General features: G+C 55.3%; 27 protein-coding genes. 25 read left to right on the forward strand and 2 right to left on the reverse strand.

Annotated elements, in window-relative coordinates:
- From ACULM0_RS12180 to phoU, 7 genes are all read left to right on the forward strand, one after another.
- Entirely contained in the window at positions 1–1,752 is a 1,752-nt protein-coding gene (locus tag ACULM0_RS12180; protein WP_463677806.1) for an NADH-dependent [FeFe] hydrogenase, group A6, read from the forward strand.
- 118 nt (positions 1,753–1,870) lie between these two features.
- Complete coding sequence (locus ACULM0_RS12185; protein ID WP_463677807.1) at positions 1,871–2,038, forward strand: hypothetical protein; 168 nt, start codon at positions 1,871–1,873, stop codon at positions 2,036–2,038.
- A gap of 66 nt (positions 2,039–2,104) precedes the next feature.
- Positions 2,105–2,779: a dTMP kinase gene (locus ACULM0_RS12190; RefSeq protein ID WP_463677808.1), complete on the forward strand. Its 675-nt coding sequence runs from the start codon at positions 2,105–2,107 to the stop codon at positions 2,777–2,779.
- 3 nt (positions 2,780–2,782) lie between these two features.
- Positions 2,783–4,234, forward strand: a complete 1,452-nt coding sequence (locus ACULM0_RS12195; RefSeq protein ID WP_463677809.1) for an FAD-dependent oxidoreductase — start codon at positions 2,783–2,785, stop codon at positions 4,232–4,234.
- 60 nt (positions 4,235–4,294) lie between these two features.
- A complete protein-coding gene (locus tag ACULM0_RS12200; RefSeq protein ID WP_463677810.1) occupies positions 4,295–4,954 on the forward strand; it encodes a Crp/Fnr family transcriptional regulator in 660 nt (219 codons plus the stop codon).
- A gap of 13 nt (positions 4,955–4,967) precedes the next feature.
- The gene (locus ACULM0_RS12205; protein WP_463677811.1) at positions 4,968–5,393 is read left to right on the forward strand and encodes a DMT family transporter; all 426 of its coding nucleotides are present in this window, start codon (positions 4,968–4,970) and stop codon (positions 5,391–5,393) included.
- Positions 5,394–5,519: 126 nt separating this feature from the next.
- Positions 5,520–6,167 (forward strand): phosphate signaling complex protein PhoU, encoded by a 648-nt coding sequence (phoU, locus tag ACULM0_RS12210; RefSeq protein ID WP_463677812.1) that lies wholly within the window; start codon positions 5,520–5,522, stop codon positions 6,165–6,167.
- A gap of 72 nt (positions 6,168–6,239) precedes the next feature.
- Here the strand turns inward: phoU and ACULM0_RS12215 are convergent, their stop codons facing one another.
- The gene (locus ACULM0_RS12215; protein ID WP_463677813.1) at positions 6,240–8,447 is read right to left on the reverse strand and encodes a methyl-accepting chemotaxis protein; all 2,208 of its coding nucleotides are present in this window, start codon (positions 8,445–8,447) and stop codon (positions 6,240–6,242) included.
- 306 nt (positions 8,448–8,753) lie between these two features.
- Here ACULM0_RS12215 and ACULM0_RS12220 point away from each other — a divergent pair, with 306 nt between their 5' ends.
- From ACULM0_RS12220 to ACULM0_RS12305, 18 genes are all read left to right on the forward strand, one after another.
- Positions 8,754–9,797 carry a PstS family phosphate ABC transporter substrate-binding protein gene (locus ACULM0_RS12220; RefSeq protein WP_463677814.1) on the forward strand — a complete coding sequence of 348 codons (1,044 nt, stop codon included), beginning with the start codon at positions 8,754–8,756 and terminating at the stop codon, positions 9,795–9,797.
- A 118-nt stretch (positions 9,798–9,915) separates the two neighbouring features.
- On the forward strand, positions 9,916–10,845 hold the full coding sequence (gene pstC / locus ACULM0_RS12225; protein ID WP_463677815.1) for a phosphate ABC transporter permease subunit PstC: 930 nt from the start codon (positions 9,916–9,918) through the stop codon (positions 10,843–10,845).
- A 1-nt stretch (position 10,846) separates the two neighbouring features.
- Positions 10,847–11,803, forward strand: a complete 957-nt coding sequence (pstA, locus tag ACULM0_RS12230) for a phosphate ABC transporter permease PstA (protein ID WP_463677816.1) — start codon at positions 10,847–10,849, stop codon at positions 11,801–11,803.
- A 14-nt stretch (positions 11,804–11,817) separates the two neighbouring features.
- Positions 11,818–12,606: a phosphate ABC transporter ATP-binding protein PstB gene (pstB, locus tag ACULM0_RS12235; protein WP_463677817.1), complete on the forward strand. Its 789-nt coding sequence runs from the start codon at positions 11,818–11,820 to the stop codon at positions 12,604–12,606.
- Positions 12,607–13,001: 395 nt separating this feature from the next.
- Positions 13,002–13,349, forward strand: coding sequence for a DRTGG domain-containing protein (locus ACULM0_RS12240; RefSeq protein ID WP_463677818.1), 348 nt, complete (start codon positions 13,002–13,004; stop codon positions 13,347–13,349).
- Between the two features lie 12 nt (positions 13,350–13,361).
- Positions 13,362–13,802, forward strand: a complete 441-nt coding sequence (locus ACULM0_RS12245; protein ID WP_463677819.1) for an ATP-binding protein — start codon at positions 13,362–13,364, stop codon at positions 13,800–13,802.
- A gap of 18 nt (positions 13,803–13,820) precedes the next feature.
- Positions 13,821–15,071: a [Fe-Fe] hydrogenase large subunit C-terminal domain-containing protein gene (locus ACULM0_RS12250; protein WP_463677820.1), complete on the forward strand. Its 1,251-nt coding sequence runs from the start codon at positions 13,821–13,823 to the stop codon at positions 15,069–15,071.
- 1 nt (position 15,072) lies between these two features.
- Entirely contained in the window at positions 15,073–15,402 is a 330-nt protein-coding gene (locus ACULM0_RS12255; protein WP_463677821.1) for an AraC family transcriptional regulator, read from the forward strand.
- Positions 15,402–16,136: a PHP domain-containing protein gene (locus tag ACULM0_RS12260; protein ID WP_463677822.1), complete on the forward strand. Its 735-nt coding sequence runs from the start codon at positions 15,402–15,404 to the stop codon at positions 16,134–16,136. The genes ACULM0_RS12255 and ACULM0_RS12260 overlap by 1 nt, the downstream gene beginning before the upstream one ends.
- Entirely contained in the window at positions 16,133–16,699 is a 567-nt protein-coding gene (locus ACULM0_RS12265) for an ATP-binding protein (protein WP_463677823.1), read from the forward strand. Before ACULM0_RS12260 ends, ACULM0_RS12265 begins: the two co-directional genes overlap by 4 nt.
- A complete protein-coding gene (locus ACULM0_RS12270; protein WP_463677824.1) occupies positions 16,689–16,853 on the forward strand; it encodes a hypothetical protein in 165 nt (54 codons plus the stop codon). Before ACULM0_RS12265 ends, ACULM0_RS12270 begins: the two co-directional genes overlap by 11 nt.
- A 73-nt stretch (positions 16,854–16,926) precedes the next feature.
- The gene (locus tag ACULM0_RS12275; RefSeq protein ID WP_463677825.1) at positions 16,927–17,280 is read left to right on the forward strand and encodes a hypothetical protein; all 354 of its coding nucleotides are present in this window, start codon (positions 16,927–16,929) and stop codon (positions 17,278–17,280) included.
- Positions 17,202–18,722 carry a DUF5702 domain-containing protein gene (locus ACULM0_RS12280; protein ID WP_463677826.1) on the forward strand — a complete coding sequence of 507 codons (1,521 nt, stop codon included), beginning with the start codon at positions 17,202–17,204 and terminating at the stop codon, positions 18,720–18,722. The genes ACULM0_RS12275 and ACULM0_RS12280 overlap by 79 nt, the downstream gene beginning before the upstream one ends.
- Positions 18,700–19,263 (forward strand): hypothetical protein, encoded by a 564-nt coding sequence (locus tag ACULM0_RS12285; protein ID WP_463677827.1) that lies wholly within the window; start codon positions 18,700–18,702, stop codon positions 19,261–19,263. The genes ACULM0_RS12280 and ACULM0_RS12285 overlap by 23 nt, the downstream gene beginning before the upstream one ends.
- Before the next feature lie 2 nt (positions 19,264–19,265).
- Positions 19,266–19,898: a serine/threonine protein kinase gene (locus ACULM0_RS12290; RefSeq protein ID WP_463677828.1), complete on the forward strand. Its 633-nt coding sequence runs from the start codon at positions 19,266–19,268 to the stop codon at positions 19,896–19,898.
- Positions 19,899–19,990: 92 nt separating this feature from the next.
- Entirely contained in the window at positions 19,991–20,512 is a 522-nt protein-coding gene (locus tag ACULM0_RS12295; RefSeq protein ID WP_463677829.1) for a chromate transporter, read from the forward strand.
- Positions 20,509–21,030: a chromate transporter gene (locus ACULM0_RS12300; protein WP_463677830.1), complete on the forward strand. Its 522-nt coding sequence runs from the start codon at positions 20,509–20,511 to the stop codon at positions 21,028–21,030. Before ACULM0_RS12295 ends, ACULM0_RS12300 begins: the two co-directional genes overlap by 4 nt.
- An 11-nt stretch (positions 21,031–21,041) precedes the next feature.
- Positions 21,042–22,670: a glycosyl hydrolase family 18 protein gene (locus ACULM0_RS12305; RefSeq protein ID WP_463677831.1), complete on the forward strand. Its 1,629-nt coding sequence runs from the start codon at positions 21,042–21,044 to the stop codon at positions 22,668–22,670.
- Between the two features lie 480 nt (positions 22,671–23,150).
- On the opposite strand, the gene ACULM0_RS12310 is transcribed toward ACULM0_RS12305, so the two are convergent.
- Positions 23,151–24,962 (reverse strand): heme NO-binding domain-containing protein, encoded by a 1,812-nt coding sequence (locus tag ACULM0_RS12310; protein WP_463677832.1) that lies wholly within the window; start codon positions 24,960–24,962, stop codon positions 23,151–23,153.
- Positions 24,963–24,991: the final 29 nt, after the last annotated feature.

The raw sequence follows: 24,991 nt of genomic DNA on the forward strand, positions 1-24,991 counted from the left end.
ATGAAAAATGTTAAGATCACGATCAACAACAGGGAGATGGAGGTGCCCGCGGGCACCACAGTGCTCGAGGCGGCCCAAACGGCTGGCATCGACATTCCCACCCTTTGTTTCTTAAAAGATATCAACGAAGTTGGCGCTTGCCGTGTGTGCGTAGTGGAAGTAGAGGGCGCCCGTACGCTCCAGGCTTCCTGCGTGCTACCCGTTCGAGAGGGTATGGCGGTCAACACCAATAGCAAGAGGGTCCGTAACTCCAGAAAAACGACGGTAGAGCTCCTGCTCGCCAACCACAACCGCGAGTGCTTGACCTGCTTCAGGAACAACAACTGTGAGCTCCAGACTATTTCTGAAGAGCTCGGGATCGACGAGATCCGCTTCCAGGGAGACAAGCGTGAGTCCTTGTTCGATGACAAATCGCACTCCATCGTCCGCGACAGCTCGAAGTGTATCCTCTGCGGTCGCTGTGTGAACGTCTGTAAAGAAGTCCAGCAGGTGGGTATCCTCGATTTCACGAACCGTGGGTTCGAGACCATCGTGGGCCCTGCCTTCGATATGAGCATGGTGGATACACCTTGCATCTACTGCGGACAGTGTATCACCGTTTGCCCCGTCGGCGCCCTTCGCGAGAAGACGGACACCGAGCGCGTATGGGATGCAATCGAGAATCCAGATCTCCACGTGGTCGTACAAACGGCTCCAGCGGTTCGCGCGGGCCTCGGAGAAGAGTTCGGTCTGCCCATCGGCACACGTGTGACGGGCAAAATGGTTTCCGCCCTCCGTCGCATGGGGTTCGATCGGGTCTTCGATACGAACTTTGCAGCTGACCTTACGATCATGGAAGAGGGACACGAGCTATTGGGTCGTATCCAGAACGGTGGCAAACTACCGATGATCACCTCTTGTTCTCCAGGATGGATTCGTTACGCTGAGTTCCACCATCCTGACTTCCTAGATAACCTGTCTTCCTGCAAATCCCCGCACCAGATGTTCGGTGCTATTCTAAAGAGTTACTATGCAGAGCGTGAGCAAATCGATCCCGAGAAGATGTTCGTTGTCTCCGTGATGCCCTGTACGTCCAAGAAAACGGAATCGGCCCGCGAAGAGATGGAAGTGAACGGTCTACGCGATGTGGATGCCGTTATCACGACCCGCGAGCTCGGCAAGATGATCAAAGAGGCGCGCATCAACTTCACCACCTTACCCGACGAGAACTTCGACGCGGCCATGGGTGAGTACACTGGCGCCGGTGTTATCTTCGGTGCGACGGGTGGCGTCATGGAAGCGGCCCTCCGTACGGTAGCCGACGTGATCACAGGTGAAGACCTCCAGGATATTGAGTACAAAGCCGTTCGTGGTGTTGAAGAGGGAATCAAGGAAGTGGAAGTGCCGATCGGTGACATCACCGTAAAGGCCGCCATCGTCCACGGCACCAAGAACGCCAACGACCTGCTCGAAATGATCCGACGTGGCGAGAAGGATCTCCACTTCATCGAGATCATGGGTTGTTCCGGCGGTTGTGTTACCGGCGGCGGACAGCCCCAGGTATCCGCTAAGATCCGCAATACCGTGGACCTGCGCGTCGAACGTGCCAAGGCGCTCTACGAAGAGGATATGATCCTTGAAAAGCGCAAGAGTCACCTCAACGAACAGATTCAGAAGCTCTACAAGGATTACCTCGAAAAACCCAATAGCCACAAAGCGCACGACCTGCTGCACACGCACTACACCGCCAGGGAGAAATACCCCCTCGGCTAAAAGCATGGCTTCCTCTATATTTGGCGACGTTCCGTTACCCGCGGGCGTTGCCTTTTTTTCTTCCTTTTTGCTTGAAGGGAAAAGTCCTTGGGTAATAGGTACAATGAGGTGATGACGAATGTTTCGTAAACAAGAGCAAAATCTTCAGAGGGGCGATCTCCTAGCGATCCTATCGATCTGTTTCATCGCGACGACGGCTATCGTTTACATCGGGATGCTAACGGTGAAGCGGGCAGGCGGACTTCTCCCGTGGGAAGTGTTCTTCTTAGAAGAAGACAAGAAATAACCTGGGCCCCCCGGGTTATTTTTTTGTGTTAAGATAAGAAGAGAATGGAAAAAAGGGGAGAAGAATATGTTGATCGTCATAGAATCCGGCAGCGATGCCAGTGGGAAGGCCACACAGACAAAACGACTGGAAGAACGCCTGCGGAGCGAGGGCCTCGATCCCTTGACCGTACGCTTTCCAGACTACGAGAGCAGTTCCTCGGCCCTTGTGAAGTTGTACCTGGGCGGCGCTTTTGGTGAGCGACCCGATGATGTGGATGCCTACACCGCCTCCACCTTTTTCGCCGTGGACCGCTACGCCTCTTTTCAGATGCAGTGGCGGGAGGATTACTTGGCCGGTAGGCCGATCATTGCGGATCGTTACACGACCTCCAACATGGTCCACCAGGCCGTCAAGATTGAAGCGGAAGAGAAGCGGGCGGAGTACGTGGACTGGTTGGCCGATTTTGAATTTAAAAAGCTGGGTCTACCGGAGCCGGATCTCGTGGTCTTCCTCGATGTCCCCCCGGACATCACCGCCGACCTGCTGCGAGAGCGGAAGAAACGTGAGCCAGGTGACAAGGATATTCACGAGGGCGATGCCGACTACCTCGAAAGATCCTACCATAACGCCCGCTGGGTGGCCGAGCGGATGGGCTGGCAGATTATCGATTGTGTGGCGGGTGGACGGCTCCTGAGCATCGAGGCCATCCACGAGAAGGTATACTGCACTGTTCTCATGAACATGACAAAGGAGGAATGACCCTTGATCGATGTACTGATTATCGGAGCAGGTGTCGTCGGATCGGCCATCGCAAGGGAACTTGCGAAGTACCGCCTGTCCGTGCATCTCGTGGAAAGAGATAACGATGTGGCCGCCGGTGCTTCGAAGGCCAACAGTGGGATTGTACACGGGGCATATGTGGGCAAGGCCGGTAGTCTTAAGGCCCATTACTGCCGAGCAGGTGGCGAGCAGTTCGAATCTCTCGATCGTGAGCTCCACTTCGGTTACCGGCGCACCGGCGCCCTGACCCTTGCCTTTGATGACCGAGATCTGGCGCAACTGGAAAAGTTGCGCGACAATGCACTGGCCGTCGGTCATGCGCCGGAGGATGCGCAGATCTTGAACGCCGAAGAGACCCGTGCACTGGAACCCCATCTGTCGGAGGAAGTGGTGGGCGCATTCTACGTCCCCTCGGTCGGAGTGGCTTCTCCCTATGAGATGACCATCGCGCTGGCGGAGAATGCCGTGGCCAATGGGGTGACCCTCCACCTCAAGAGCGAAGTGGTGGCCATCGAGCGTGTCGACGATCATTTTATCGTCCAGACAAAGCAGGGTGTATGCGAGGCGCGCTACGTGATCAACGCCGCCGGTCTCTTTTCCGATCGCGTGGCGGCCATGGTCGGGACCGATCATTTTGAGATCCTCCCACGCCGGGGGCAGTACGTCTTGTTCCATAAGAGCCAGGCGCATCTAACGGACCGCGTCCTCTTCCAGACGCCGACGGACAAGGGGAAGGGGGTCCTGGTGACCACCACCTATCATGGGAACCTCATGATCGGCCCCGATGCTGAGGACACGGGAGATCCCGAGGATCTCGATACCACGGAAGAACGGCTGAAGTGGATTATCCGTGAGGCCAGGCGGTCGATACCGGATTTCGATCTCAGGCTTGCCATCACCACCTTCTCCGGTGTGCGGGCACGGCCAGATGGCGGCGACTTCATCATTGAGATGAGCAGTGTCCCGGGCTTCGTGAACGTCGCCGGAATCGAATCGCCGGGCTTCACGGCCTCTCCCGCCATCGCCGAGCGCGTGGCGGAGATCCTAGGGGAAGACGGACTCGCCCTGGAGAAAAATGAGGCGTTCAACCCGAACCGACCGGCGATCATCCGTCCCAAGGGAGCGGATTTCGATGGTACGACCGATGAGGCCCCGCCGGACAAACATATCATCTGCCGCTGTGAGCAGGTGACGGAGGCCGAGATCTTAGATGCACTCGACCGACCGCTCCCCGTATGTTCGCTCGATGCCATCAAACGCAGGACCCGCGCCGGCATGGGGGCCTGCCAGGGGGCTTTCTGCGGCGATCGGGTACGGCGCTTGCTGGCGCGAGAACAAGAAATTCCAGCGGCAACCATCACCAAGCGTGGGGGGGGGAGCACCCCACCGCCGACCAGGGTGCCGATCCGGACCATCAGAAAATTTGACCTGTAGGGACATTTGTCCTGAAGGTCTTTCTCTTTTTGCGGTACAATAGGACCAAGGAGGGTGCGTATGGACAGAATCGATAGGTGGTTAAAGCGCAATAGGTTATCGATGATCGACGCGGACGATCTGCGGATCAAAAGGCTCGAGCCGGGAGACGCTCTCTGCGAGATGGGCCAAGACCTCGAGGGCATCTATTTCCTCGCCGAGGGCAGGCTGCGAATCTTTGCTTCGTCGGAGAACGGCAAGCGGTTGCTCCTGCGCTTCGCCAGTCCCTTGAGCCTGATCGGAGACCTGGAGCTGTCCAGCCGTCATGCCGCCACCACGAACATCGAGTCCTTGACAAAGGCAGTGCTCTTCATCCTGCCCTATCCCGTCATCGAGGACAAGTACCAGGAGAACGCGGCCTTCCTACAGCTGGTGATCGCCCACCTCTCCTTCAAACTCCACAGTTTTTCCAAAATGGCGGCCATTAACCTGACCTATCCCGTGGCCACGCGTTTCGCCGGTTACCTGTCGAGCACGGTCCTGGCCCCGGCTAACAACGAGGAGCTTTTCACAGAGGATCTCCACGAGGTCGCCGACATGCTGGGGACCACCTACCGTCACCTCGGTCGCGTCATCGCCGACATGGCCGGGGAGGGCCTGCTGACCAGGCAACGCGGTCGGTTGCTGATGCTAGATGCGGCCGGGATTCGAAAGCTGGCCGGCGACAATTTGTACGAGTGAAAGGAATGATCCCTTGGGTTTTTTATTTAGTATCTTAGGCGGGCTCTTCATCAGCCTGCAGAATGTGATCAATGCCGGCGCCAGCCGATTCATCGGGCTCTGGGGCACGAACAGCCTCGTCCATGGCCTCGGTTTTTTCGTCAGCACCGCCGTGCTACTGCTTTCGGGCGAAGGCCAGATGTCTCGAGTCGGGGAGGTGCCGAAGGGTTATCTCCTCGGGGGTCTATGTGGTGTGATGATCGTCTACTCCATTATGCGGGGTGTCAACAGCATCGGTCCTTCTCTCGCCGTATCGATCATGGTCATCAGCCAGTTGGCCTTCGCCTATCTGATCGATGCCCTGGGCCTCTTTGGTGTGGAGCCACTGGGTTTCGATCCCATCAAGCCCCTCGGCCTTGCCGTGATGATCGCGGGTCTTTTGATCTTCCAGTCCCGCTGATTTTACCTAGAATTCATCTAAGCTTAACAAGGTGACAATATGGCTTTGTTAGGGTATAATAGTCATCAAACATTCGATCGGCAAAAAAAGAACCATCGGAAGGTGACGAAGGAGGATTCGTATCGTATGAGACAACAGTTAGACAGTAAATTGAACGAGGTGCGCGATCTCGTCATGAAGATGGGCGCCGTGGTCGAAGAAGAGATCAAGACAGTGGTTCTGGCGTTGAAGACCCAGGATGAAAAACTGCTCAAGAAAGTTTACGAACTCGAGCGCCGTTCAGACGAACTGGAGCACGAGATCGAAGAGAAGTGCATAAACCTCATCGCCCTGCAGCAACCCATCGCCAAGGACCTGCGGATGATCAGCGCTACGCTCAAGATCATCACCGATCTGGAGCGGATCGGCGATCACGGCGTGAACATCGCCGAAGTGGTGGAGCGTCTCTGTGGAGAAGCCTATATCAAACCGCTGGTGGACCTACCGAAGATGGCCGATCAGGTGGTGGGGATGATCCGGGGCAGCCTGGATACCTTCACGCGGGAAGATGCAGAGACCGCCAAGTCCGTGGCCGAGCTCGACGATTCCGTGGATGCCCTGTACGAAAAAATCTACAGGGAGCTACTGGGGATGCTGGCAGAGGACAAGGACATCATGAACCAAGTGGTGGATTTGTTGTTCGTCGGACGTTTCATCGAGAGAATCGCCGACCATGCCACCAACATCTGCGAAGCCACGATTTACTATGTGGACGGCAAGCGCATCGAGTTTTAAAAAGTGCGTGATAAGAAGTTTCCAATGAAAAAGCAGGTGCAGACCTTATGATGGGTCTGCACCTGCTTTTCTCTATGCATGGGTTGGATCGCCGGCTTGGATTTGGAAGCGGTCGATCAGGGTGCCGAGGAGATCGGAGAGTCGATCGATCTGGACACTCGTCTCCAGGACCGACTCGGCCGTCGCCGTCTGCTCTTGTGTCGCTGCCGTGATCTCCGAGGTATTTGCAGAGGTATCGCGCGTCAGGCTGCTCAGATGCTCGATATCCTTCTTCAGTTCAAGCCGCAGGCCATCCACCTCCTTCCCGGAAGTCTGGAGGTCTTGCAGGTGTCCTTTGGACCGCATCAGCGAATGACCGATGCTTGAGAAGATGGTGAGGGTCTGTTCGACACTGTCCGATTGGACAGCCGCATGGGTCAGGAGCGTGTCCAGTGTGGTGACGGCTTCACCGGTTTCTTTCCCCAGGCTGCGGATGAGGGCCTCAATCGAAGCGGTGGCCTGCTTGGCATCGTCGGAGAGTTTTTTGATTTCACCGGCGACCACGGCAAAACCCGCCCCCTGTTTTCCTGCCCGGGCAGCCTCGATACTGGCGTTTAGGGAGAGGAGATTCGTCTGTTCAGCGATCGTGCGGATGTAGCCCGTGACCTCACCGATTTTTTGAGCGCTCGTATGGGTACTGGCGATACGCTCCTGGATTTCCTGGTGGGTGGCGGTCATCTGGAGGGTATGTTCCTTCAGAGCGCCGGTGATCTCGGAGCCATCATTGATCTGCTGGTCCATCGTCCGATTGGCATGGATCAGCTCTTCTAGTTGCCGTTTCTCCACCTCTAGAATATCGGCCAGCGCCTTGGTCTTCTCCGCGCCATGAGCAGCGTCCTGGGCTTGTTCGTGAGTCGCGCCGGCCACTTTCTCCAGGGAGATGGCGACCTCGGTAGAGGCACGGGAGCTTTCCTCTGCCCCGAGGGCAAGGTAGCGAGAAGCGGTACCCAGGGTACCCGATGCCTGTCGCAACTCCCCGATCATATCAATGAGCTGGGTGTTGATCCGGTCCATAGAAGCCTGGAGCGTGCCGATTTCATCCTTCCGTTTCACCGGGGAAGCCGTAGGCTGCAGACGGAGAGAGGCCATCTCATCCGCCGATCGGGTGACAGCCTTGAGCGGTTCTGAGATGGAACGAGCGATGGCGTAGGCGAGTCCAAAACTGAAGAGCCCGAGCAAGGTGACAAAAAGCACCATGTGTTCCTTGTAATCGTCTAGGGTGGCATAGGCTTCAACCGTGTCCAGTTCGATGACAAGACCGACCCGGTCTTCGCCCAGCAAGACAGTATCGATGGTGCCGATCACCTGGCGATCATCAAAGGCAGAGTAGGAGGAAGTGAAGGGCCCTGTATGGCCGTTTTCAACGAGGATCCCCCTGACAACCTCTGTCGCATCGCCTGAATCCAAGGGACTCAGGAGGGCGGTTCCTTCAGCGTGGGGTAGATGGGTGAGAAGCAGCCCTTCCTCATCGATCAGGTAGGCACGGGCACTCTCGCCGTGCTCTTCGATTCCATTGGTAACGATGGCATCGATCTTCGATTGGTTGAGCACGATGTTCAGCGTCCCCTGCACCTTTTCCGATGTACCGTAGACCGGTGTCGCCAGGATCATCAGGTTGTCATCGATGAAGGTATTACGAAAGGGCTCGGTCCAGTTTTGTTCCCCCGTCATCGCTCTTTCTGTGAACTGACCATCGAAGACCAGTGGGGCGAGGTCCAGCGGATCATAGTTTTGGCTGTAGATAATCTCACCGTATTGATTCGTGAGGAATATATCCGTGTAACCGTGAGCTTCAGTGGGCGCCTGGAAGAAGGAACCGAAGCGACCGGCCAGTGCCTGCTTCTCGCCTTGGTCAAGGGAAAAAGCATTGAAGTCGGCAAGGCCCTCGCGCACGAGTTCTGATGAGGCGAGGGTCAGGGCATCGGTAGACCGGTTTTCAAAGTAGGTGGCGATACGGTCTGAGGTGACCCTGGCGAAAAGATTCCCGCGCATCATGGCCTCGTCGGTGAGCATGTTCTCGGAGTCGGCCATGCTCATGGCAAAAAACAACAGCAACGGTAGTACGCCTGTGAGCAGGCTCATGAGCAGGAGCTTGTGCTGGATCATGAGGTGATCCAGAAAGCCCAGTCGAAGGTGCCTCAGCCGGTGAAGCGCTCTGGCGCTGAAAAAGGGGAGTCTAGTCAACCCTTCTAGCGATGGTCTGGATCGTTGGATTGTCTTGGTGAAGAGGGTTCTGATCATAAATACCTCCCTGAGTACAATGATGGGTCGTGTCAATCTATAGTGTAAGGCTTGTCTTTTGAGAACAGATGAGGTTTTTGTTAAGTTCCTGTTAGATGCTAGCCTCATTTGGAGACCAAGTGCATCGCTTCCTTTAATAGGCGAAAAGCCCGAGTCAAGTGGACGTGGAGGACCCGGTGACCGGGTGTGCAGTTTACCTGTATTTAATATAGGGTTAACGACCGGATAACACTCCCCCCCTCGAGATGCTGTAGACTCATAAGTGTCAGATGAGTGAAACAAAACTTTTTTAGGAGGCTATTCGAAATGAAAAAAATCTTACTGTTCTTAATGGTATCGATCTTGATGGTGTCTGCCGTGGCCTGCGGAGGCGAAGAAGCACCCGCTAGTGCTGAAGCACCTGCAGAAACACCTGCAGAAGAAACACCTGCAGAAGAAACACCTGCAGAAGAAACACCAGCCGCTGAAACGAATCTCGAAGGCGTTGTTGTGGTCGACGGATCCGGTACAGTGTACCCCCTCATGGCACACATCGCAGAAGAGTACATGGTCAACGAAGAGCCTGACGTGAGCGTTCAAGTGGGCCGCGCGGGTTCAAGCGCCGGCTTCAAGAAGTTCATCCCCGGCGAAACGGATTTTTCCGACGCCTCACGCAAGATCAAGGATACCGAGATCGAAGGACTTGCTGAGAACGGTCTTGTTTTCGGCGAAGATGTGTACGAATTTAAGTTGGCCCTTGACGGTCTGACCATGGTTATCAACCCCAACAACACTTGGGCGACTGAAATGACCGAACAGGAAATCATCGACATGTACGTGTCCGGCACCTACAAAGCTGATGACAATGTGCTTTGGAGCGACATCCGCGCCGATTGGCCTGCTGAAGAAATCAAGTTCTACGGCCCGAACGAAAACCACGGTACCTACGAGTTTTTCTACGAAACCATTCTTGATGAGCAGGATATGGTCGCGACAGCGAACCTCCAGCAGGAGTACGCAACACTCGTGGATCTCGTGAGCAACGATGAATACGCCATCGCCTTCTTCGGATACGGCTACTACGCCAGCAACACTGATAAGCTCCAGGCAGTGAGTATTGACTTCGGTGAAGGTCCCGTAGCACCGACGCTCGAGACCATCGGAGAGACGCTTCCTTACTCAGGATTCACTCGCCCCGTGTTCACTTACCTCAATGTGAACCACGCGGAAGAGAAGCCCCAGGTACTCGATTTTGCCAAGTACGTTGTGAGCCCCGAGGGTGCCGCTCGTCTCGCCGGTGAAAACGGATTCGCTCCGCTTCCCGCGGCAGAGTACCAAGCTTACACAGACCAGCTCGAAGCTATCCAGTAAGTTATCGCATCTTGCTAGAGAATAGACGTGAAGCGCGTGAAGATGAGGAGCTTAGACTTCTCATCTTACGTGCGTTTAAAAAAGAACGACTTTGCACAGTCGAAAGGAGCGTGAGTTCATGAAACCATCCGGTAGCGTGCGTGACATTATCAAGGGCAATCAAAATCGAAAGAGCACGCGGTATCTGGAACGGGTCATGCCCACCTTTTTCCTTATCGCAGCATCCATCTCCATCCTGACGACCCTGGGGATCGTGATCACGCTCGTGGTCGATGCTGCGCAGTTCTTTCAGGAAGTTTCCTTCTACGAGATCCTGAGCACCAAACTACAGCCGCTCAGGGCCGAGAACCCGACCTTCGGCTTCTTACCGCTGATCGCCGGTACAGTCGTCACCTCGATCATTGCGATGTTCGTCGCAGTACCCATCGGTCTGGGAGCAGCGGTCTACATGGCCGAGTATGCTTCTGAGGAGCGCAAGAAGCTTTTGAAGCCTATCATGGAGCTTCTTGCGGGGGTTCCCACCATCGTCTATGGTTTTTTCGCCTATTCCTTCGTGACGCCCATGCTCATGCGGGTGATCCCGAGTCTGGGATCCAAGAACGCCCTGAGCCCGGGCATCGTCATGGGGATCATGATCATTCCCATGGTGGCCTCTCTCTCCGAGGATGCCATGGGCGCCGTGCCCAATATGATGCGGGAGGGGGCGCTCGCCCTGGGGTCGACCCGACTCGAGACGACCTTCAAAGTGGTGATTCCCGGCGCAATTTCCGGGATCGTGGCTTCCTTTATCCTGGCGATCTCGAGGGCCATCGGCGAGACCATGATCGTGACCATTGCCAGCGGAAGTTCCAAGAACTTCACGCTAGATGTCACACAGTCCATGCAGACGATGACCGCCTATATCGTCGAGTTCACCAGCGGAGATGCGGGTGCGGGTACCGTGGGGTATTATAGCCTCTACGCCGTGGGCCTGATCCTGTTCATCTTCACGCTGGCGATGAATCTCTTCGCACAGCACATCGCACGCAAGTACAGGGAGGAGTATTAAGATGGATACACAGACGAATCTCGCGTTGAGACAAAACAAAAGCGAAAGTCATGTGGAGCCTCTGGAAGTATTCAAGCCCTTTTTTAACAGCGACCGGGCAAAACGAAAACTCTCCAGGAGAATCTTGATCGACAAGATGGCGGGTAAGATCTTTTCCCTCTCTACTGTCTTCGCCCTGGTCGTGCTCGGCACCTTAGTCTACAGGATCGGTAGCGGCGCCATCGGCTGGCTCGATTGGTCCTTTCTCACGGGTCGGCTATCGATCAACCCTGACCGCGCGGGCATCGCCAGCGTGATCGCGGGCTCCCTCTGGTTGATGGTCGTCGTGATTCCGGTCACCCTGATCTTGGGCGTCGCCACGGCGATTTACCTGGAAGAGTACGCCAAGAATAAGAAACTCAAGAACCTGATCAACACCAACATTTCGAATCTGTCCGGTGTACCGTCGGTAATCTTCGGACTCCTGGGCCTCGCGGTCTTCGGTCGAATGCTGGGCCTGGGCTCTACGGTGCTGGCGGGTGGACTGACCATGTCCCTTTTGGGACTGCCCATCGTGGTGGTCTCCAGTCAGGAGGCGCTCCGCGCTGTACCGAGCTACCTACGCGAAGCGTCCTATGCCTTGGGTGCCAACAAGTGGACGACCATCCGTCGGGTGGTGCTACCCGCCGCCCTGCCCGGTATTCTCACGGGGGCCATACTTTCTGTCTCCAGAACCATCGGGGAGACCGCCCCGCTGGTGGTACTCGGTATCCCCACGTTGATCTTGAAGATGCCCGAGGGAATCATGAGTGATTTCACCACCCTGCCGATCCAGATTTACTACTGGACGCTGGATGCCGTGCTCACGCGTGAGTATGCAAACCTAGCCTCGGCCGCTATCGTCGTCCTGATGGTCCTCCTCTTGACCCTCAACACAACGGCCATCATCATCCGGAATAAGTTCCAGAGAAGATACTAATGGGAGTGATACCTTTGAACAATAGAAACCAACGAGCCGACAGTGCCAAGGCACCGGTCTACGAGGTGAACGACCTCAACCTGTGGTACGGAGATTTCCGGGCGCTTAAAGATCTGAACTTCGAGATCCACGAGCGCGAGGTCACCTCGATTATCGGGCCCTCGGGGTGCGGTAAGTCGACCTTTATCAAGACCCTGAACCGCATGGTGGAGTTGAATCCACAGGTGCGCACCGAAGGCCAGCTGCTGTACCACGGCAAAGATATTTTCGATCCGTCTATTCGCGTCGAGGAACTGCGTACGCGGGTGGGGATGGTCTTTCAAAAGCCCAATCCCTTCCCCAAAACCATCTTTGAAAATGTTGTCTATGGACCGAAGGTGCATGGCATTCACGATAAAAAGAAACTGCTGGAGATTGCGGAGGTCAGCCTGACCAACGCGGCCCTCTGGGACGAGGTGAAAGATCGGCTGCACGAGAACGCCTACGGTCTATCCGGCGGACAGCAACAGCGCCTGTGTATCGCCAGGAGCCTGGCCATCGAGCCCGACGTGCTCCTGATGGACGAACCCACCTCCGCTCTCGACCCCATCGCCACCTACAAGATCGAGGAGCTCATCGAGGAGATCAAGAAGAACTACACCATCGTGATCGTCACGCACTCGATGCAGCAGGCGAGCCGGATCTCGGATAAAACCGCTTTCTTCCTCCTGGGCGAGATGATTGAGTTCGGCACCACCGAGCAAATTTTCTCCAACCCCAGGGACCGCAGAACAGAGGACTATATCACCGGTCGTTTCGGCTGATCGGTGGGCCGGCCGATTCAAACGGTCGGTTTTCTTCGTTTTAGAACGCATAAAAAGCCGCATTTCCCTTTTCAACCGGACCCTATAAAGTGGACTCTTAAAAAAAGACTCTTTATAGGGTCTTCCTGTATCTAGCGTGAGAAATCCGCCTCTTCCTGATACGTTAAGCGAATAGGAAGGGGTGCAAGCAGTTTAGGTTTTTGAGTACAAGTCGTATTTGAAAAAGAGCAATCTACGGGTCGAGAGCCCGCTAAGAAGCCCCCACTTCAAGTTCTCCTCCGAAAACGAAGTGGTGGGAGTATTCGCACAGTGCGGCAAATGGGCCTGTTAATCGGCTTTCTTTCCATGTATAATATACTTGTGAAATCATTAACTATAGAGAGATGGGTGAACCTATGACGTTGAAGGAAATCGCAGACTGGGTGGAGGCAATCTACCTCACCGGAGAAACAGAAGAAAACCGCCCTTTTCAGGCGGCATTCGGGTCAGATCTGATGAGTGATGTCCTGGCCTTCGTCGAGGAGGAGACCTTGCTCCTGACGGGTCTTTGCAACAACCAGGTGATCCGGACGGCCGAGATGCTGGACCTCAAGGCCGTGCTCTTCGTTCGCGGCAAGCAACCCACCGACGAGGTGATCGCTCTTGCCCGGGAAAAGAATATCGCCCTGCTCACGACACATCACACGCTTTACGTCGCATCTGGTATACTGTACGGGAGAGGCCTTCCGGGGCTCGACCTGTAGGGGAGTGGTGCTATGATCGAGAGAGACGAAAAGAATGTAGCCATGCGTTATCACTATGACATTATCAAATCCGATTTCGCCCGGGCGGGAGAAGCCTCCAGCGATCTTAAGAGGAGTCTGAGGCAACTGGGCATCGATTCGGGCGTGCTGCGCAAGGTGGCCATTGCCACCTATGAAGCGGAGATCAACGTGGTGATCCATTCCGAGGGAGGGGCGATTGACGTTTATATCAAGCCCGATCGGATCGAGATCTACGTCTCCGATGAAGGTCCGGGTATCGAGGACATCGAGCTGGCCATGACGGCGGGCTACTCTACCGCCACCTCGGAGGTGCGCGAAATGGGTTTCGGCGCTGGTATGGGTCTACCGAACATCAAGCGGTATGCTGACGGTTTCTTCATTGCGTCCGACGTCGGCGTGGGCACCAATTTAAAGATCGTCATGAACCTGTAAGGGGAGGAGGGAGCAACGATGAGGACATACTGGCATTCCGTGACCCTCGAGCCAGATTATTGCAACGGTTGCACCCACTGCCTCGACCGCTGTCCGACACAGGCGATTCGGATCGTGGATGGCAAGGCGCGCATTATTTCCGAGCGTTGTATCGACTGCGGAGAGTGTCTGAAGGTTTGCCCCTTCCATGCCAAGGGTGCCCTCACGGATTCCATCGAGTCCATCGGCAAGTTCGCATACACCATTGCGCTACCCGCCATCAGCCTCTACGGGCAGTTCGGTTCAGAGCACAAGACCAATCGGGTCTTCAATACCTTTTTACGTATGGGTTTCGACGATGTCTACGATGTGGCCTATGCGGCGGACCTTCTGACGGTCTATGAATCGAAGGTCGTCACACGGCGGGATGTGAAGAAACCGCTGATCTCTACCTTCTGTCCGGCGATCACCCGACTGATCCAGATTCGCTACCCCTCCTTGATCGAGAACATCATACGGCTCGAATCGCCCATGGAAGTGGCCGCCCGTCTGGCCCGGAAAGAAGCGCGAAAGAAAACGGGTCTAGAGGACCATCAGATCGGCGTTTTCTACATCACCCAATGCCCCGCTAAGATCACCAGCATCAAGAACCCCATTGGTATCGATCGCTCTGCCATCGATGGGGCGATTTCCATCGAGAGTCTTTACTCCAGGATGATCAAGGAGTACGATCATGTGGAGCGGGAGCGCAAGATCCAGAAGGCCTCTGGCAATGGAATCGGCTGGGGACGTGTGGGTGGACAGTCCTTTGCCATGGGGATCGAGAATTACCTGGCCGTGGATGGAATCGACGAGGTCATCAAGGTCCTCGACAACATGGAGCTGGGAAAACTCGGAGACGTTGATTTCTTCGAGGGCTATGCCTGCGTGACGGGTTGCGTAGGCGGACCGCTCAATGTGGAGAATCCCTTCATCGCCAAGAATCGGATCCGCAGGATCTCAAAGGCCTACGGCTCGAGCTTCGATATCCCGGAAGATGTAGAACTGTCGGAGGAGAACATGGAGTGGGATCGGGAGATCAAACCGAATGCCGTGCTGAAGCTCGATCCGGATTTTAAATCGGCGCTCGAGAAGATGTCAAGGATCGAGGAGATTATCCAGACGCTTCCCGGTATCAACTGCGGTGCCTGTGGCGCCCCTACCTGTCGTGCACTGGCCGAGGATATTGTCCTCGGACGTGCGACGATCGAAGACTGTATCGTGCTCATGCACAAAAAAAGGGAGAGATAAAATGATCATTCGAGACCTCATCGACAACGACCTGATGCACGTGCTCAATCCCGGTGATGGGGATCGCAAGGTGGAGGATCTGCTTATTTGCGATCTGCTGAGCTGGGTGATGGCCAAGGGGAGCGAGAACGCCGCCTGGGTGACCGTACAGACCCACCTGAACATCGTGGCCGTGGCTACCCTTTTGGATTTCTCCGTGATCATCCATCCCGGTGGCATCAAGCCCGATGAAGACACATTGAAAAAGGCGACCGAAGAAGGTTTGGCCGTATTGAGTACGCCGCTCTCCGCCTACGAGATCGCCAAGATCTTTGCAGCGGCGGGCGTCTGATGGGCTATAGCTACGATCTGCACATTCACTCGGCCCTCAGTCCCTGTGCCGAGGAGGAGATGACCCCGCTGAACATCGTGCGCATGGCCATGATCAAGTCTTTGGATTTCATCGCCGTCGCAGACCACAACGCCATGGACAATGTGGCGGTGTGCGTGGCCCACGGTCGGACCTATGACGTGATTGTCGTCCCGGCCATGGAACTGCAGACATCGGAGGATATTCACCTGCTCTGTTTGTTTCCCACCGTTGAGGCCATCACGGCCTTCGATGAAGCGATTGCCCCTCTGAGGCTCCAGGTGCCCCATCGACCCGAAAAATTCGGCCGGCAGCTCATTTTTGATGAAACGGATGCAATCCTCTCGGAGCGATCCGACAGTCTTTTCGCCCCTGTGCAAATTGCCCTGGGGCGTGCCAAGGAGCTGGTCGAAGCCTTTGGAGGATTCCTTCTGCCCGCTCATATCGATCGTCGTTCGAACAGCATTGTGGCGAACCTCGGTTTTATCCCCCCCGAACTGGGCATCACGGCGGTGGAGATCAGCACCGGAAGCCCCACGGCCAAAGAGTACCTATCATCCGATACCTACCGCGGTCACTACCGGATCCTCAGGAATTCTGATGCCCACCGTCTCGAGGATCTCTCAGAACCCATTTACGAATTACCGCTAGAAGAGCGGACGATCGAAGCCTTGTTTGCCTACTTGAAAGAAGACGAAAGGGGACTCCAACGGTGAAAGAACTTTCCCTGCACATTCTTGACATCGCACAAAATTCCATCTCGGCCGATGCAGACGTCCTGCGTATCGCCATTATCGAGGATCTAGCGGCAGATCGGCTCACCATTAAGATCAAGGACGATGGCGTGGGCATGGACGAAGAAACCGTCAAGCGGGTCGCCGATCCCTTTTACACCACGCGGACGACCCGTAAAGTGGGTCTCGGGATTCCGCTCTTCAAGGCGGGAGCAGAGGCCTGTGGCGGCCATTTCGCCATTCACTCCGAACCCGGTGTGGGGACGGAGATCGAGGCGACCTTCCAGCATTCGCACATCGATCGGGTACCCCTGGGGAACATGACGGACACCCTGATCGCCATCATCACCGCCGATCGGGACATGGACTTGATCTACACCCACAGTGTGGGTAAGGAGAAGTTCACCCTGAGTACCCGGGAGATCAGGAAGATCCTCGGGGATGTCCCCCTCGATCAGTATGATGTCGTCAGTTGGCTCCGCTCTTATATTTCTGAGGGGCTGGACCACCTTTACCAGGAGGTGGATGCTGTCGATGTTCGGTAAGCTCAGGCCCCAGGGTGTGATCATGATGCTCGTGGCCATCGCCTTGATGTGGGTGCCCTTCCCGGCACAGACGGTCTATCTGAAAACTGCTTTCGTGACCTTTTTGTTCGTCGGTGGATTTCTTCTGGCGATGATCGGTAAGTTTACCCCTTGATCTACGAGCCCTGAAAGGGCTTTTTCTTTTTGTGGATATATGGTAAAATAAGTAAATAAAAGGAGATGATACCATGTTATCCACCGAAGCATCCCTCGTGATCCCCCTGCTCATTGTGCTGATCTTCACCTGCCTCCTCCTCTGGTTGTACTTGTTTGACACGGGTTTTCTAGAGGTGTTTTTCACTGCGGCCGTCTTTCAGGAGGGCGACGGGCTGACGATGCCCTACCGTGTGGAAGGATCTACCGTGGAAGGGGACAGGATTGAGCTCGATGTCACCAGGCGGTACTTCAAGGAAGAGCACAGGATTGTTCGTGAGGCATCCCTCGATCGAAAGGAGCTGTACCTATGGATTCACCTTGCACGGCAGGCCATGCCCACGCTAGAAACCATGAAGGGGGCGCTGTCTCTCTCTTCCTCCTACTGATCACAGCGGTCATGTCCCTGGTGCTAGCCATGGGTGTGCAGGCCTTGGATGAAAAGCGGGAGATGAACCACAGTGCGCGGACGACCTTGCTCGCGGGCAAGCGTCTGCTCGCCGACTACCACGGGGACCTCTACGATCGCTACGGTCTCGTGGCCTTTTTAGATCTGGGTACTGTGGAAAAAAGGCTGGGTGATCCAGAACAGATGACCTACGAGGTGACGGGGACACTTTACGATGGCGAGGTTCTCTACGATCAGATGGTCCTTTTTGCCAAGGGAAAACTAGTGGCCGAGGGCATTACGGGTGGTCTATCCTTCTTGGCCGACCCCTCGGTGATCGATGAGGGAGAGGCCTTTCTCGACGAACAGGAAGCGGTGGAAGCCGATCTGAAGCGTCTCAGCCGTACACAGGAGAAGACCGAGCGGCACAAGAAGCGGTTCAACCGGCACCTGGAGAACGGAAACCTTCACTACCTCCAAGGCATGGCTGATGATCTGTCCCACGATGCCGATCAATTGGAGAAACGCCTCGCTTCTCTAAAGGGTACAAGCGCGGGAGAGAAAATCGACCTCAAGGAGGAGATTCGGATGCTCCGGCGACGAGCCGAAGCCTTGGATAGCGGTAGGGTAGGGAACCTCGAGCCCTTCGACGTGGAGGAGGAAGAGCCGGGTGATCCCTTTGCCTTCGTCTACGAGGTAACGGGGATCGGAGGTAGCAGGCTACGGGAATCCGAACTTCCCTCCGATCGGCGTCCGCGGGTGGGCACATCGTCGGCGATCGATCGCCCCTTTTTTCACGAGTACCTGCTCGGGATTTTCTCGTCGCGCTATGACTCCGATGCCCGGTCCTTCGATTTCACGGGACGGAGGACAGAGGATCCGGTGCTTGAAGAGGAGATCGGGTACCTGCTCTTCGGTGGAAAACGGGACTACCAGAATGATATCGCTTTGAAGACAGCCCTCTATGCCCAGCGTCTCGCCGTGAACCTATTGTGGATCGCCAAGGATCCCGTCATGGCCAAGGACCTGACACTTTTCAGCACCAAACTCGGTGCCGGTCAACCCGTGGCCACGGCGCTGATCTACGCGGCCTCTCTCACCGGGCTCTCGGCCTATGAGAGTGCCTGTGAAATGCCAGCATTACTCGATGGGCAAGGACTCAAGATGGTGAAGCACCATGGGGATTTTCACTTCAGTATCGGTGCTCTGTCGATTGAAAAGGCTGATCCCGACACCGGTGGCGAGGTGTACTATCACGACCATCTGCGGCTTCTGCTCTTCACCGTGCCCAGGCGCACGCTCCTGTGGCGTACCATGGATTTGATCGAGGTGGATTTTCGCAGGAGAATCGGACTGGGCTTCCGGCTCGACGAGTTGGTGACGGCTTACGACCTGACCGTAGAGAAGGGGGATGAAATCTATGAGAAACGCTTTGGTTACTGAAGAAGCGAGTCTATCCGTAGAAGCGGCGGTCGTGGTGCCGGTCTTCCTTCTTTTCATTCTTGTGGGCTACCATATGATCGCGAGTCTGGTGGTCTTCGAACGACTCGACCAGGCAGTGTATGAGACCATCGATCGTTTCTCCACATCCGAGCGGTTGCTTCTGTACGATGGGCACGAGGCCGCGGAGCTGAGGCTCCGCTTCTTCTCCTTACTGACGGATCTCCCGGGCGAGGCACGTCTGACGACCTTTGCTGTGGAGTATGATGAGAAACGGCACCGGGGCGTTGTGGAGGTGACCTACCGCTATGTCCTGCCGGTGATCCGCTATCCGGTTCGGAGAACTTTCTCCTACCCGCTGTTCCAGATGAAGGCCTCCGACAGTCTACCGGAGGCAGAGGGAGATTTCCGGATCACGCGTACAGGGGTGAAGTTCCACCAGCCAGGATGCTACCACGTGCGCCTCAGCGACATCGTCATCTCGGAAAAAGGGGCGCGTGACTGGGCCTATGAGCCCTGTAGTCAATGTGTGGGAGGGAACTGAGCATGCATTACCAAAAAAAGAGCAGACTTTACGAAGGACAGGGGGCGCAGATTGATCTGGCCACCTGCGAAGAGACGAAACGACAGGTGGTGCTGAAAAGCTGGCATGACTTCGAAGGGGGGATCGCGGCCCTAAGGGCCTACCGAGACCTGATTCACCCCGGTGTGCTTCCGCTCTACGATGCCTATCACGATGGAGAGCGCCTGGTGATGGTATTTCCCTACCTCGAGAGAGGATCTCTCGCTGACGCCGTCCACCTCGATCAGCGTGAGAAGCGTCGGATGGCCCTGCAGATCGCCCGGACATTGGATTACTTGCACCGGTTGGATGTGGTGCATCACGATTTGAAACCCGGCAACGTACTTCTCGGAAGCGAAGGAAACGCCTATCTCATCGATCTGAGCAGAGACCGAGACTTTTCTCCGGGATTCGGTGCGCCGGAGAAGCGGGAAGCGGTGAAGGTGGATGAACGGGCTGACATCTATAGCTTCGGTAAACTTCTCGAGCATATCGCCAGAAAGGGTCGCTTGGTGGACCGCGGTATAATCGCTATCGCCAGACGAGCGGCCAGCGTGCACCGCCTCAAACGTTACCAGCACATGTCGGCGGTGATCCATGCCCTCGAAAAATTGTAAGAAAGCCCGCCTGTTTTCGCCGGAAGATGAGCCCTCGATGGGCTCCTTTTTTGTGTTAAAATGGTATGGACGAAAGAAAAGGGTGATAATTCATGTTCAAGTTGTTCACGATATTTCTCCGCATCGGTGCCTTCACCATTGGCGGGGGCTATGCCATGATCCCCCTGGTACAGGAAGAATTGGTGGAGAATCAGAAGTTGCTCGGCGAGGAGGATTTCCTAGACGTTCTGGCGGTATCCCAGTCTTTTCCCGGCGCGTTGGCGGTGAACTCGGCCACGATGATCGGTTACAGACTCTACGGAGTCCCCGGGGCCCTGCTGTCGGCGTTGGGTGTGATCCTGCCTTCTTTTACGATCATCCTTCTACTGGCCGGGGTGATTTTAAACATCAAGGACCACCCCCTCTATATCAAGGGCATGGCCGGGGTGAAACCGGTGGTAGCGGCCCTGATATTCGTGAGCGTTTACAAGCTGCAGAAATCCATCGATAAGAACGCCTTTACCATCAGCGTCTTTGCCATGGGGCTGTTGATCATGATCCTGCTGGACCTCAGCCCGATCATCGCGATCCTGTCCGCTGTGGCCGCCGGCATCCTGAAGGGGGTGAGGGGATGAATCTTCTCCTAGAGGTCTTTTGGTCCTTCCTCAAGATCGGTGCCTTCGCTTACGGTGGTGGCCTCGCCATGCTCCCGCTCATCCAGCGGGAGGTCGTGCGACTCCACGGTTGGCTCACGGGCGATGAATTTCTGAATATCATCGCGATCAGCCAAATGACACCGGGGCCCATCGCAATCAACGCGGCCACCTTCGTGGGTTATAAGGTCGCCGGTGTAGGTGCGGCCGCCGTGGCCACCCTGGGGGTATCGATCCTGTCCATTATCTTGGCGATTGTTTTTGCCAAGCACCTGAAGGAGTTCGAAGAGTCCAAGTGGGTGGCCTGGTTGTTGTCGGGGCTCAGACCCATGGTCATCGCCCTAATCTTTTCGGCAGCCTTCTCCATCGCTCGGGACGTCCTTGTGGATGTGAAGAGCATCCTGATTTTCCTCGTGCTCGGTGGTCTTTACGCGAAAATGAGCTGGCATCCCATCGGGATGATCGCTCTGGGTGCTGTTGTCGGCATCCTGGTCTTCTAAGGAGCCTAACTATGAAGAAGAACATACTCATTGTCAGCTTGATGTTATTGATTGCTATCGGTGGTTTCTTCGGTCTACATCTCTACCGGGACCACCAGGCCCTAGTGGATACTCTGGAGTCGAAGGTTCGTACCTCGCGGCTCCTCATCGACGGCCAGTATATGGAGGAGAGCGAGCGCATGGCCATCGACGGACGGGTCCACCTGTCATTTGATCTGGTCCGGGCCCATCTCTTCGAGTCGGCCTACCTGTCGGGAAGTGAGACGCGGTTCTATGTACCTGCTCCGTCGCTCGGTCTTGTGTACGCGGACCCTGAGCTGGGCGCGCGGATCGAAGCCGATGCGGACGCTTTGAATTTCCCCGTGCACAGGCAAGAGGGAAGGGCGTGGGTGCCACTGGATTTGTTGGAAAGCTTGACCCCTTTGATCAAAGTGGAGGGACCGGATAACTTGCTGATGCTGTTCACCAGAGAAGTGGAGGAAGTGCAGTTCGACGGGGAGCTCGAAGTGCATTATCTCGACACCTGGCGCAGGCTCCAGGCAGATCATGACCGCTGGGGCTGGCGGGTCGATGGATCGCGCGTGGTGACAAACGACGGCTGGACGGGTCGCGTGCCAGCCGATTCGCTGACGGCTGTGGAGCCTGTGACGCCTGTGGCCCCGGTCCTCGCTTTTGATCCTTCGCCCGCCCCCGAGAAACCCTTCCACCTGCTTTTTGAATTCGTGGGAACCTATGGGGAGAACAGGGACAAGGCCGATCAAACCGATCGCACGGGCATCGATGTACTGGCCCCCACGTGGTTTGAGCTCAATGTGGATGGCATCATGCTCAATGAGGCCGATCGCGTGTCCTTCGGACAAGGGATCGATGTCTGGGGTGTCGCGACAAATAGCTTTCGGCCCGATTGGACCTCACAGATGTTGAACGACGCCACGCTAAGGCGGAAGACCATCGCCCAACTGCTCTTCTACGCGGCCCTTTACGACCTCGATGGGATCAACATCGACTTTGAGAACATCTACCTGTCCGATCAGCAGGTTCTCACGACCTTTGTCTCGGAACTGAGGGAGATTTCTCGTCCCACGGGGCTCGTGCTGTCCATGGATGTCACGGTACCCGGCGGTAGCGACCAGTGGTCGAAAGTCTACGATCGGGTGGCGCTGAGCGACCACCTGGACTACCTTGTGTTGATGGCTTACGATGAGCACTGGGCCTCTTCACCACGGGCGGGTTCAGTCGCCTCGCGCCCCTGGGTGGAACGCGGGATCTCGGAGACGCTAGCGATCACCGGTAGACCCGATCAGTTGCTCTTGGGCCTTCCCTTCTACACGAGGGTGTGGGAGGTCGATGGAAATCGTGCCACCGGCTCGGCCACCCTGACCATCCGCCATACGGAGAGTTATCTTGCTGACAAAGATGCCGAACGATCGGAGGATTCAGAAGCTGATCAAACGGTTGTGCGTTTTGATGATGGAGGCCAGGAGAAGAGAATCTGGTTGGAAGATGCACGGAGTTTGAGCTGGCGTTTGGATTTAGCCCGTACCTATGGGTTGGCTGGCGTCGCCGGATGGCGCCGTGGTTTTGAAACGCCCGAGATGTTAGAATTGATCGATCGTGCATTGGAAAAGACGCGGAACTGACAGGTTCTGCGTCTTTTTTTGGAACAATTGCATCTGTATGCAAGTCTTCTTTCAAATAGGTCCAAAATATCAAAAAATACATCCATTTATGAAAAAATAATTGTATACACTTGCAAAAGTCGAAAAGCTGCGCTATAATAAGATCATAGAAAACGGTATACACGGATACAAATGAGGAGGGATCATGATGAAAGAAGTCGTAAAAAGCAATCACATGAGAGTTGATAATTGTACACGTTGTGGTGACGAGAAGCAGGTCAATAAATTCGGTCTTTGCAAATCCTGTGAGAGCGAAGTAGACTACGAGTACTCGGCCCTTTACAAGCCAAGAACAATGGAATATTAAAACGTTCGGGATCCTAGCGGATCCGGAACGTTTTTTTCTTTTTTTGAGATCTAGGTGGCTAGGCTTAAAAGTGCCCCCACGAAGGAATCCTTAAAAAGAAAAACCTCGCGGCCAGTGGTCCGCAAGGTTTTTTGCTAGAGTTTGAATTTTTTCATCTCATCGCGGAGTTGCTTGGCCAGTTTCTCCAGTTCGCCGATGTACTCATCAAAACTGTGCAGTTCACCTGTGAACTGCTGTACGCTCGCGCTCATCTCCTGGCTGGAGGCTGAATTTTCCTCGGCAATAGCAGCAAGGGTGTGCATGTTCTCGAAGACATTGGAGATTTTGTCGGTCTCTAAGGTGAGCTTTTCGCTGATCTCGACGATGCTCTGGGCGACATCCTTGATCTGGTTCGTGGCCTGTCGGTTGTTCTCGGCCACGGTATTCATGGTACGAGAAGAGTGATCGATGTCCTCGTACTGTTCGCTCACGCGGTGTACCATCTGGTTGACATCCTGGGTGAAGGCCACCAGGTTCTGGTTGATTGTGCTCACGGCATCTTTGGAGTCTTCCGCAAGCTTGCGGATTTCTTCGGCGACAACGGAGAAACCGCGGCCCATTTCTCCTGCCCGGGCGGCTTCGATGGAGGCGTTGAGCGCCAGGAGGTTCGTCTGTTCGGCGATTTGCTCGACAGCGCTGACGATGGACTTGATATTGTCAATCTTTTCGCTCAGGGCCTTGCCATCGTCGTTCACCTTCGAAAAGTTCTCGCGGACCGTCGTGAGGTTGGAAGAAATATCGCTGAGTTCGTTGAAGGAGGTCTCGATGTTTTGTACCGCCACTTCCAGGGCATCCTTACGCTCTAACTCTTCTTTGCTCAGGATGTTGAGCGTCTCGATGTTCTCCGAGAGGATCGAGACGCTCTTCTCTGTCTCGATGGCTTGGTGGTTGGCACCCTCGGCGACCTCGTGAACGCTGGAGGAGATGGTATCGGCCACGCGCGACAGATTGCCGGCCACTTCCTTGAACTTTTCATTGAAGGAGTAGAGGTCGTCGACCCCACCCTTGAAATACACGAAGTCCGTGCGCATCTCCTGCTTGGCATCGTTGATGCCGCGGAAGATTTTCTCAAACTCATCGGCCGTGCTCACCCTGATGTCTTTTTCGAGATCCACATCGCCCATGCGGCGGATCTCTTCGTTGATCAGGCTGGTGGGGGCGATGAGCCCACGGCCCACCAAGGCGGTGATGAGAAAGACGCCTGCGGAGAGGCCCAGGTTCAAGGGGAGGTTCGATGCGTCGAGGACAAAGGTGGTGGCTAGGACCAGTAGGGTGGGTGCCAAGGCGAGCTTGAGGGGGATACTCTTGAGAACTCCCAGGGAGAGCACTTTGTTGAGACGGTAGGCGCGCTTTTCGCTCGTGCTTTTTTCCGTCCAGATCTTTAGTTTCATCACCGTGGTCCCATCGGATTCTTTGAAGTGCTCTACCACGTCGTAGGTCATTTTTTCATTGAAGAAGTCCGCAGCACCCTCCAGGAGCCCCATGAGGTAATGGACCATGCCGCGTTTTGAGCGGTAGGTGATAAAAAAGTTCTGACCGTCGATCTCCTCCGGTATCATACGTGGAGGTGTGGCCCCCTTGATCATCTTTGTGAGCTGTGCGTGCACATTATCCATCATGGTGAGAAAACCCTTGAGGGTGCTTCGTTCGAAAAACGAGGGGAACCACTTGTGGAAGGACCGGATATTCGCTCTACCGATTTTTTTCCACAAGTCTTCGACGGACTGGTTCGTTTCAGTAGCCACATACTCGATGAGTGTGAAAATTTCCTTGTCCTTGATATCGTCTAGGGGGGAGATGATGCGCGATGGATTCCATCCCACGCTCTCCATGGCCTTGTATTTCATTTCTTTACCGTGAAGCGTCTCGATGGTATTCATCCAGACGGCGACGACAGATCCTTTCATATGAAGATCCCTTCCTTTGCTCGGATAGT

Source organism: Halotolerantifilum yawarlongkerapense, from assembly GCF_054506745.1.

Bases quoted from the DNA above. Each gene is read 5' to 3' on its own strand.
- ACULM0_RS12180 (WP_463677806.1), top strand. From the start codon at position 1: ATGAAAAATGTTAAGATCACGATCAACAACAGGGAGATGGAGGTGCCC.
- ACULM0_RS12185 (WP_463677807.1), top strand. From the start codon at position 1,871: ATGTTTCGTAAACAAGAGCAAAATCTTCAGAGGGGCGATCTCCTAGCG.
- ACULM0_RS12190 (WP_463677808.1), top strand. From the start codon at position 2,105: ATGTTGATCGTCATAGAATCCGGCAGCGATGCCAGTGGGAAGGCCACA.
- ACULM0_RS12200 (WP_463677810.1), top strand. From the start codon at position 4,295: ATGGACAGAATCGATAGGTGGTTAAAGCGCAATAGGTTATCGATGATC.
- phoU (WP_463677812.1), top strand. From the start codon at position 5,520: ATGAGACAACAGTTAGACAGTAAATTGAACGAGGTGCGCGATCTCGTC.
- ACULM0_RS12215 (WP_463677813.1), bottom strand. From the start codon at position 8,447: ATGATCAGAACCCTCTTCACCAAGACAATCCAACGATCCAGACCATCG.
- ACULM0_RS12220 (WP_463677814.1), top strand. From the start codon at position 8,754: ATGAAAAAAATCTTACTGTTCTTAATGGTATCGATCTTGATGGTGTCT.
- pstC (WP_463677815.1), top strand. From the start codon at position 9,916: ATGAAACCATCCGGTAGCGTGCGTGACATTATCAAGGGCAATCAAAAT.
- pstA (WP_463677816.1), top strand. From the start codon at position 10,847: ATGGATACACAGACGAATCTCGCGTTGAGACAAAACAAAAGCGAAAGT.
- ACULM0_RS12240 (WP_463677818.1), top strand. From the start codon at position 13,002: ATGACGTTGAAGGAAATCGCAGACTGGGTGGAGGCAATCTACCTCACC.
- ACULM0_RS12245 (WP_463677819.1), top strand. From the start codon at position 13,362: ATGATCGAGAGAGACGAAAAGAATGTAGCCATGCGTTATCACTATGAC.
- ACULM0_RS12250 (WP_463677820.1), top strand. From the start codon at position 13,821: ATGAGGACATACTGGCATTCCGTGACCCTCGAGCCAGATTATTGCAAC.
- ACULM0_RS12255 (WP_463677821.1), top strand. From the start codon at position 15,073: ATGATCATTCGAGACCTCATCGACAACGACCTGATGCACGTGCTCAAT.
- ACULM0_RS12260 (WP_463677822.1), top strand. From the start codon at position 15,402: ATGGGCTATAGCTACGATCTGCACATTCACTCGGCCCTCAGTCCCTGT.
- ACULM0_RS12270 (WP_463677824.1), top strand. From the start codon at position 16,689: ATGTTCGGTAAGCTCAGGCCCCAGGGTGTGATCATGATGCTCGTGGCC.
- ACULM0_RS12275 (WP_463677825.1), top strand. From the start codon at position 16,927: ATGTTATCCACCGAAGCATCCCTCGTGATCCCCCTGCTCATTGTGCTG.
- ACULM0_RS12280 (WP_463677826.1), top strand. From the start codon at position 17,202: ATGGATTCACCTTGCACGGCAGGCCATGCCCACGCTAGAAACCATGAA.
- ACULM0_RS12285 (WP_463677827.1), top strand. From the start codon at position 18,700: ATGAGAAACGCTTTGGTTACTGAAGAAGCGAGTCTATCCGTAGAAGCG.
- ACULM0_RS12290 (WP_463677828.1), top strand. From the start codon at position 19,266: ATGCATTACCAAAAAAAGAGCAGACTTTACGAAGGACAGGGGGCGCAG.
- ACULM0_RS12295 (WP_463677829.1), top strand. From the start codon at position 19,991: ATGTTCAAGTTGTTCACGATATTTCTCCGCATCGGTGCCTTCACCATT.
- ACULM0_RS12300 (WP_463677830.1), top strand. From the start codon at position 20,509: ATGAATCTTCTCCTAGAGGTCTTTTGGTCCTTCCTCAAGATCGGTGCC.
- ACULM0_RS12305 (WP_463677831.1), top strand. From the start codon at position 21,042: ATGAAGAAGAACATACTCATTGTCAGCTTGATGTTATTGATTGCTATC.
- ACULM0_RS12310 (WP_463677832.1), bottom strand. From the start codon at position 24,962: ATGAAAGGATCTGTCGTCGCCGTCTGGATGAATACCATCGAGACGCTT.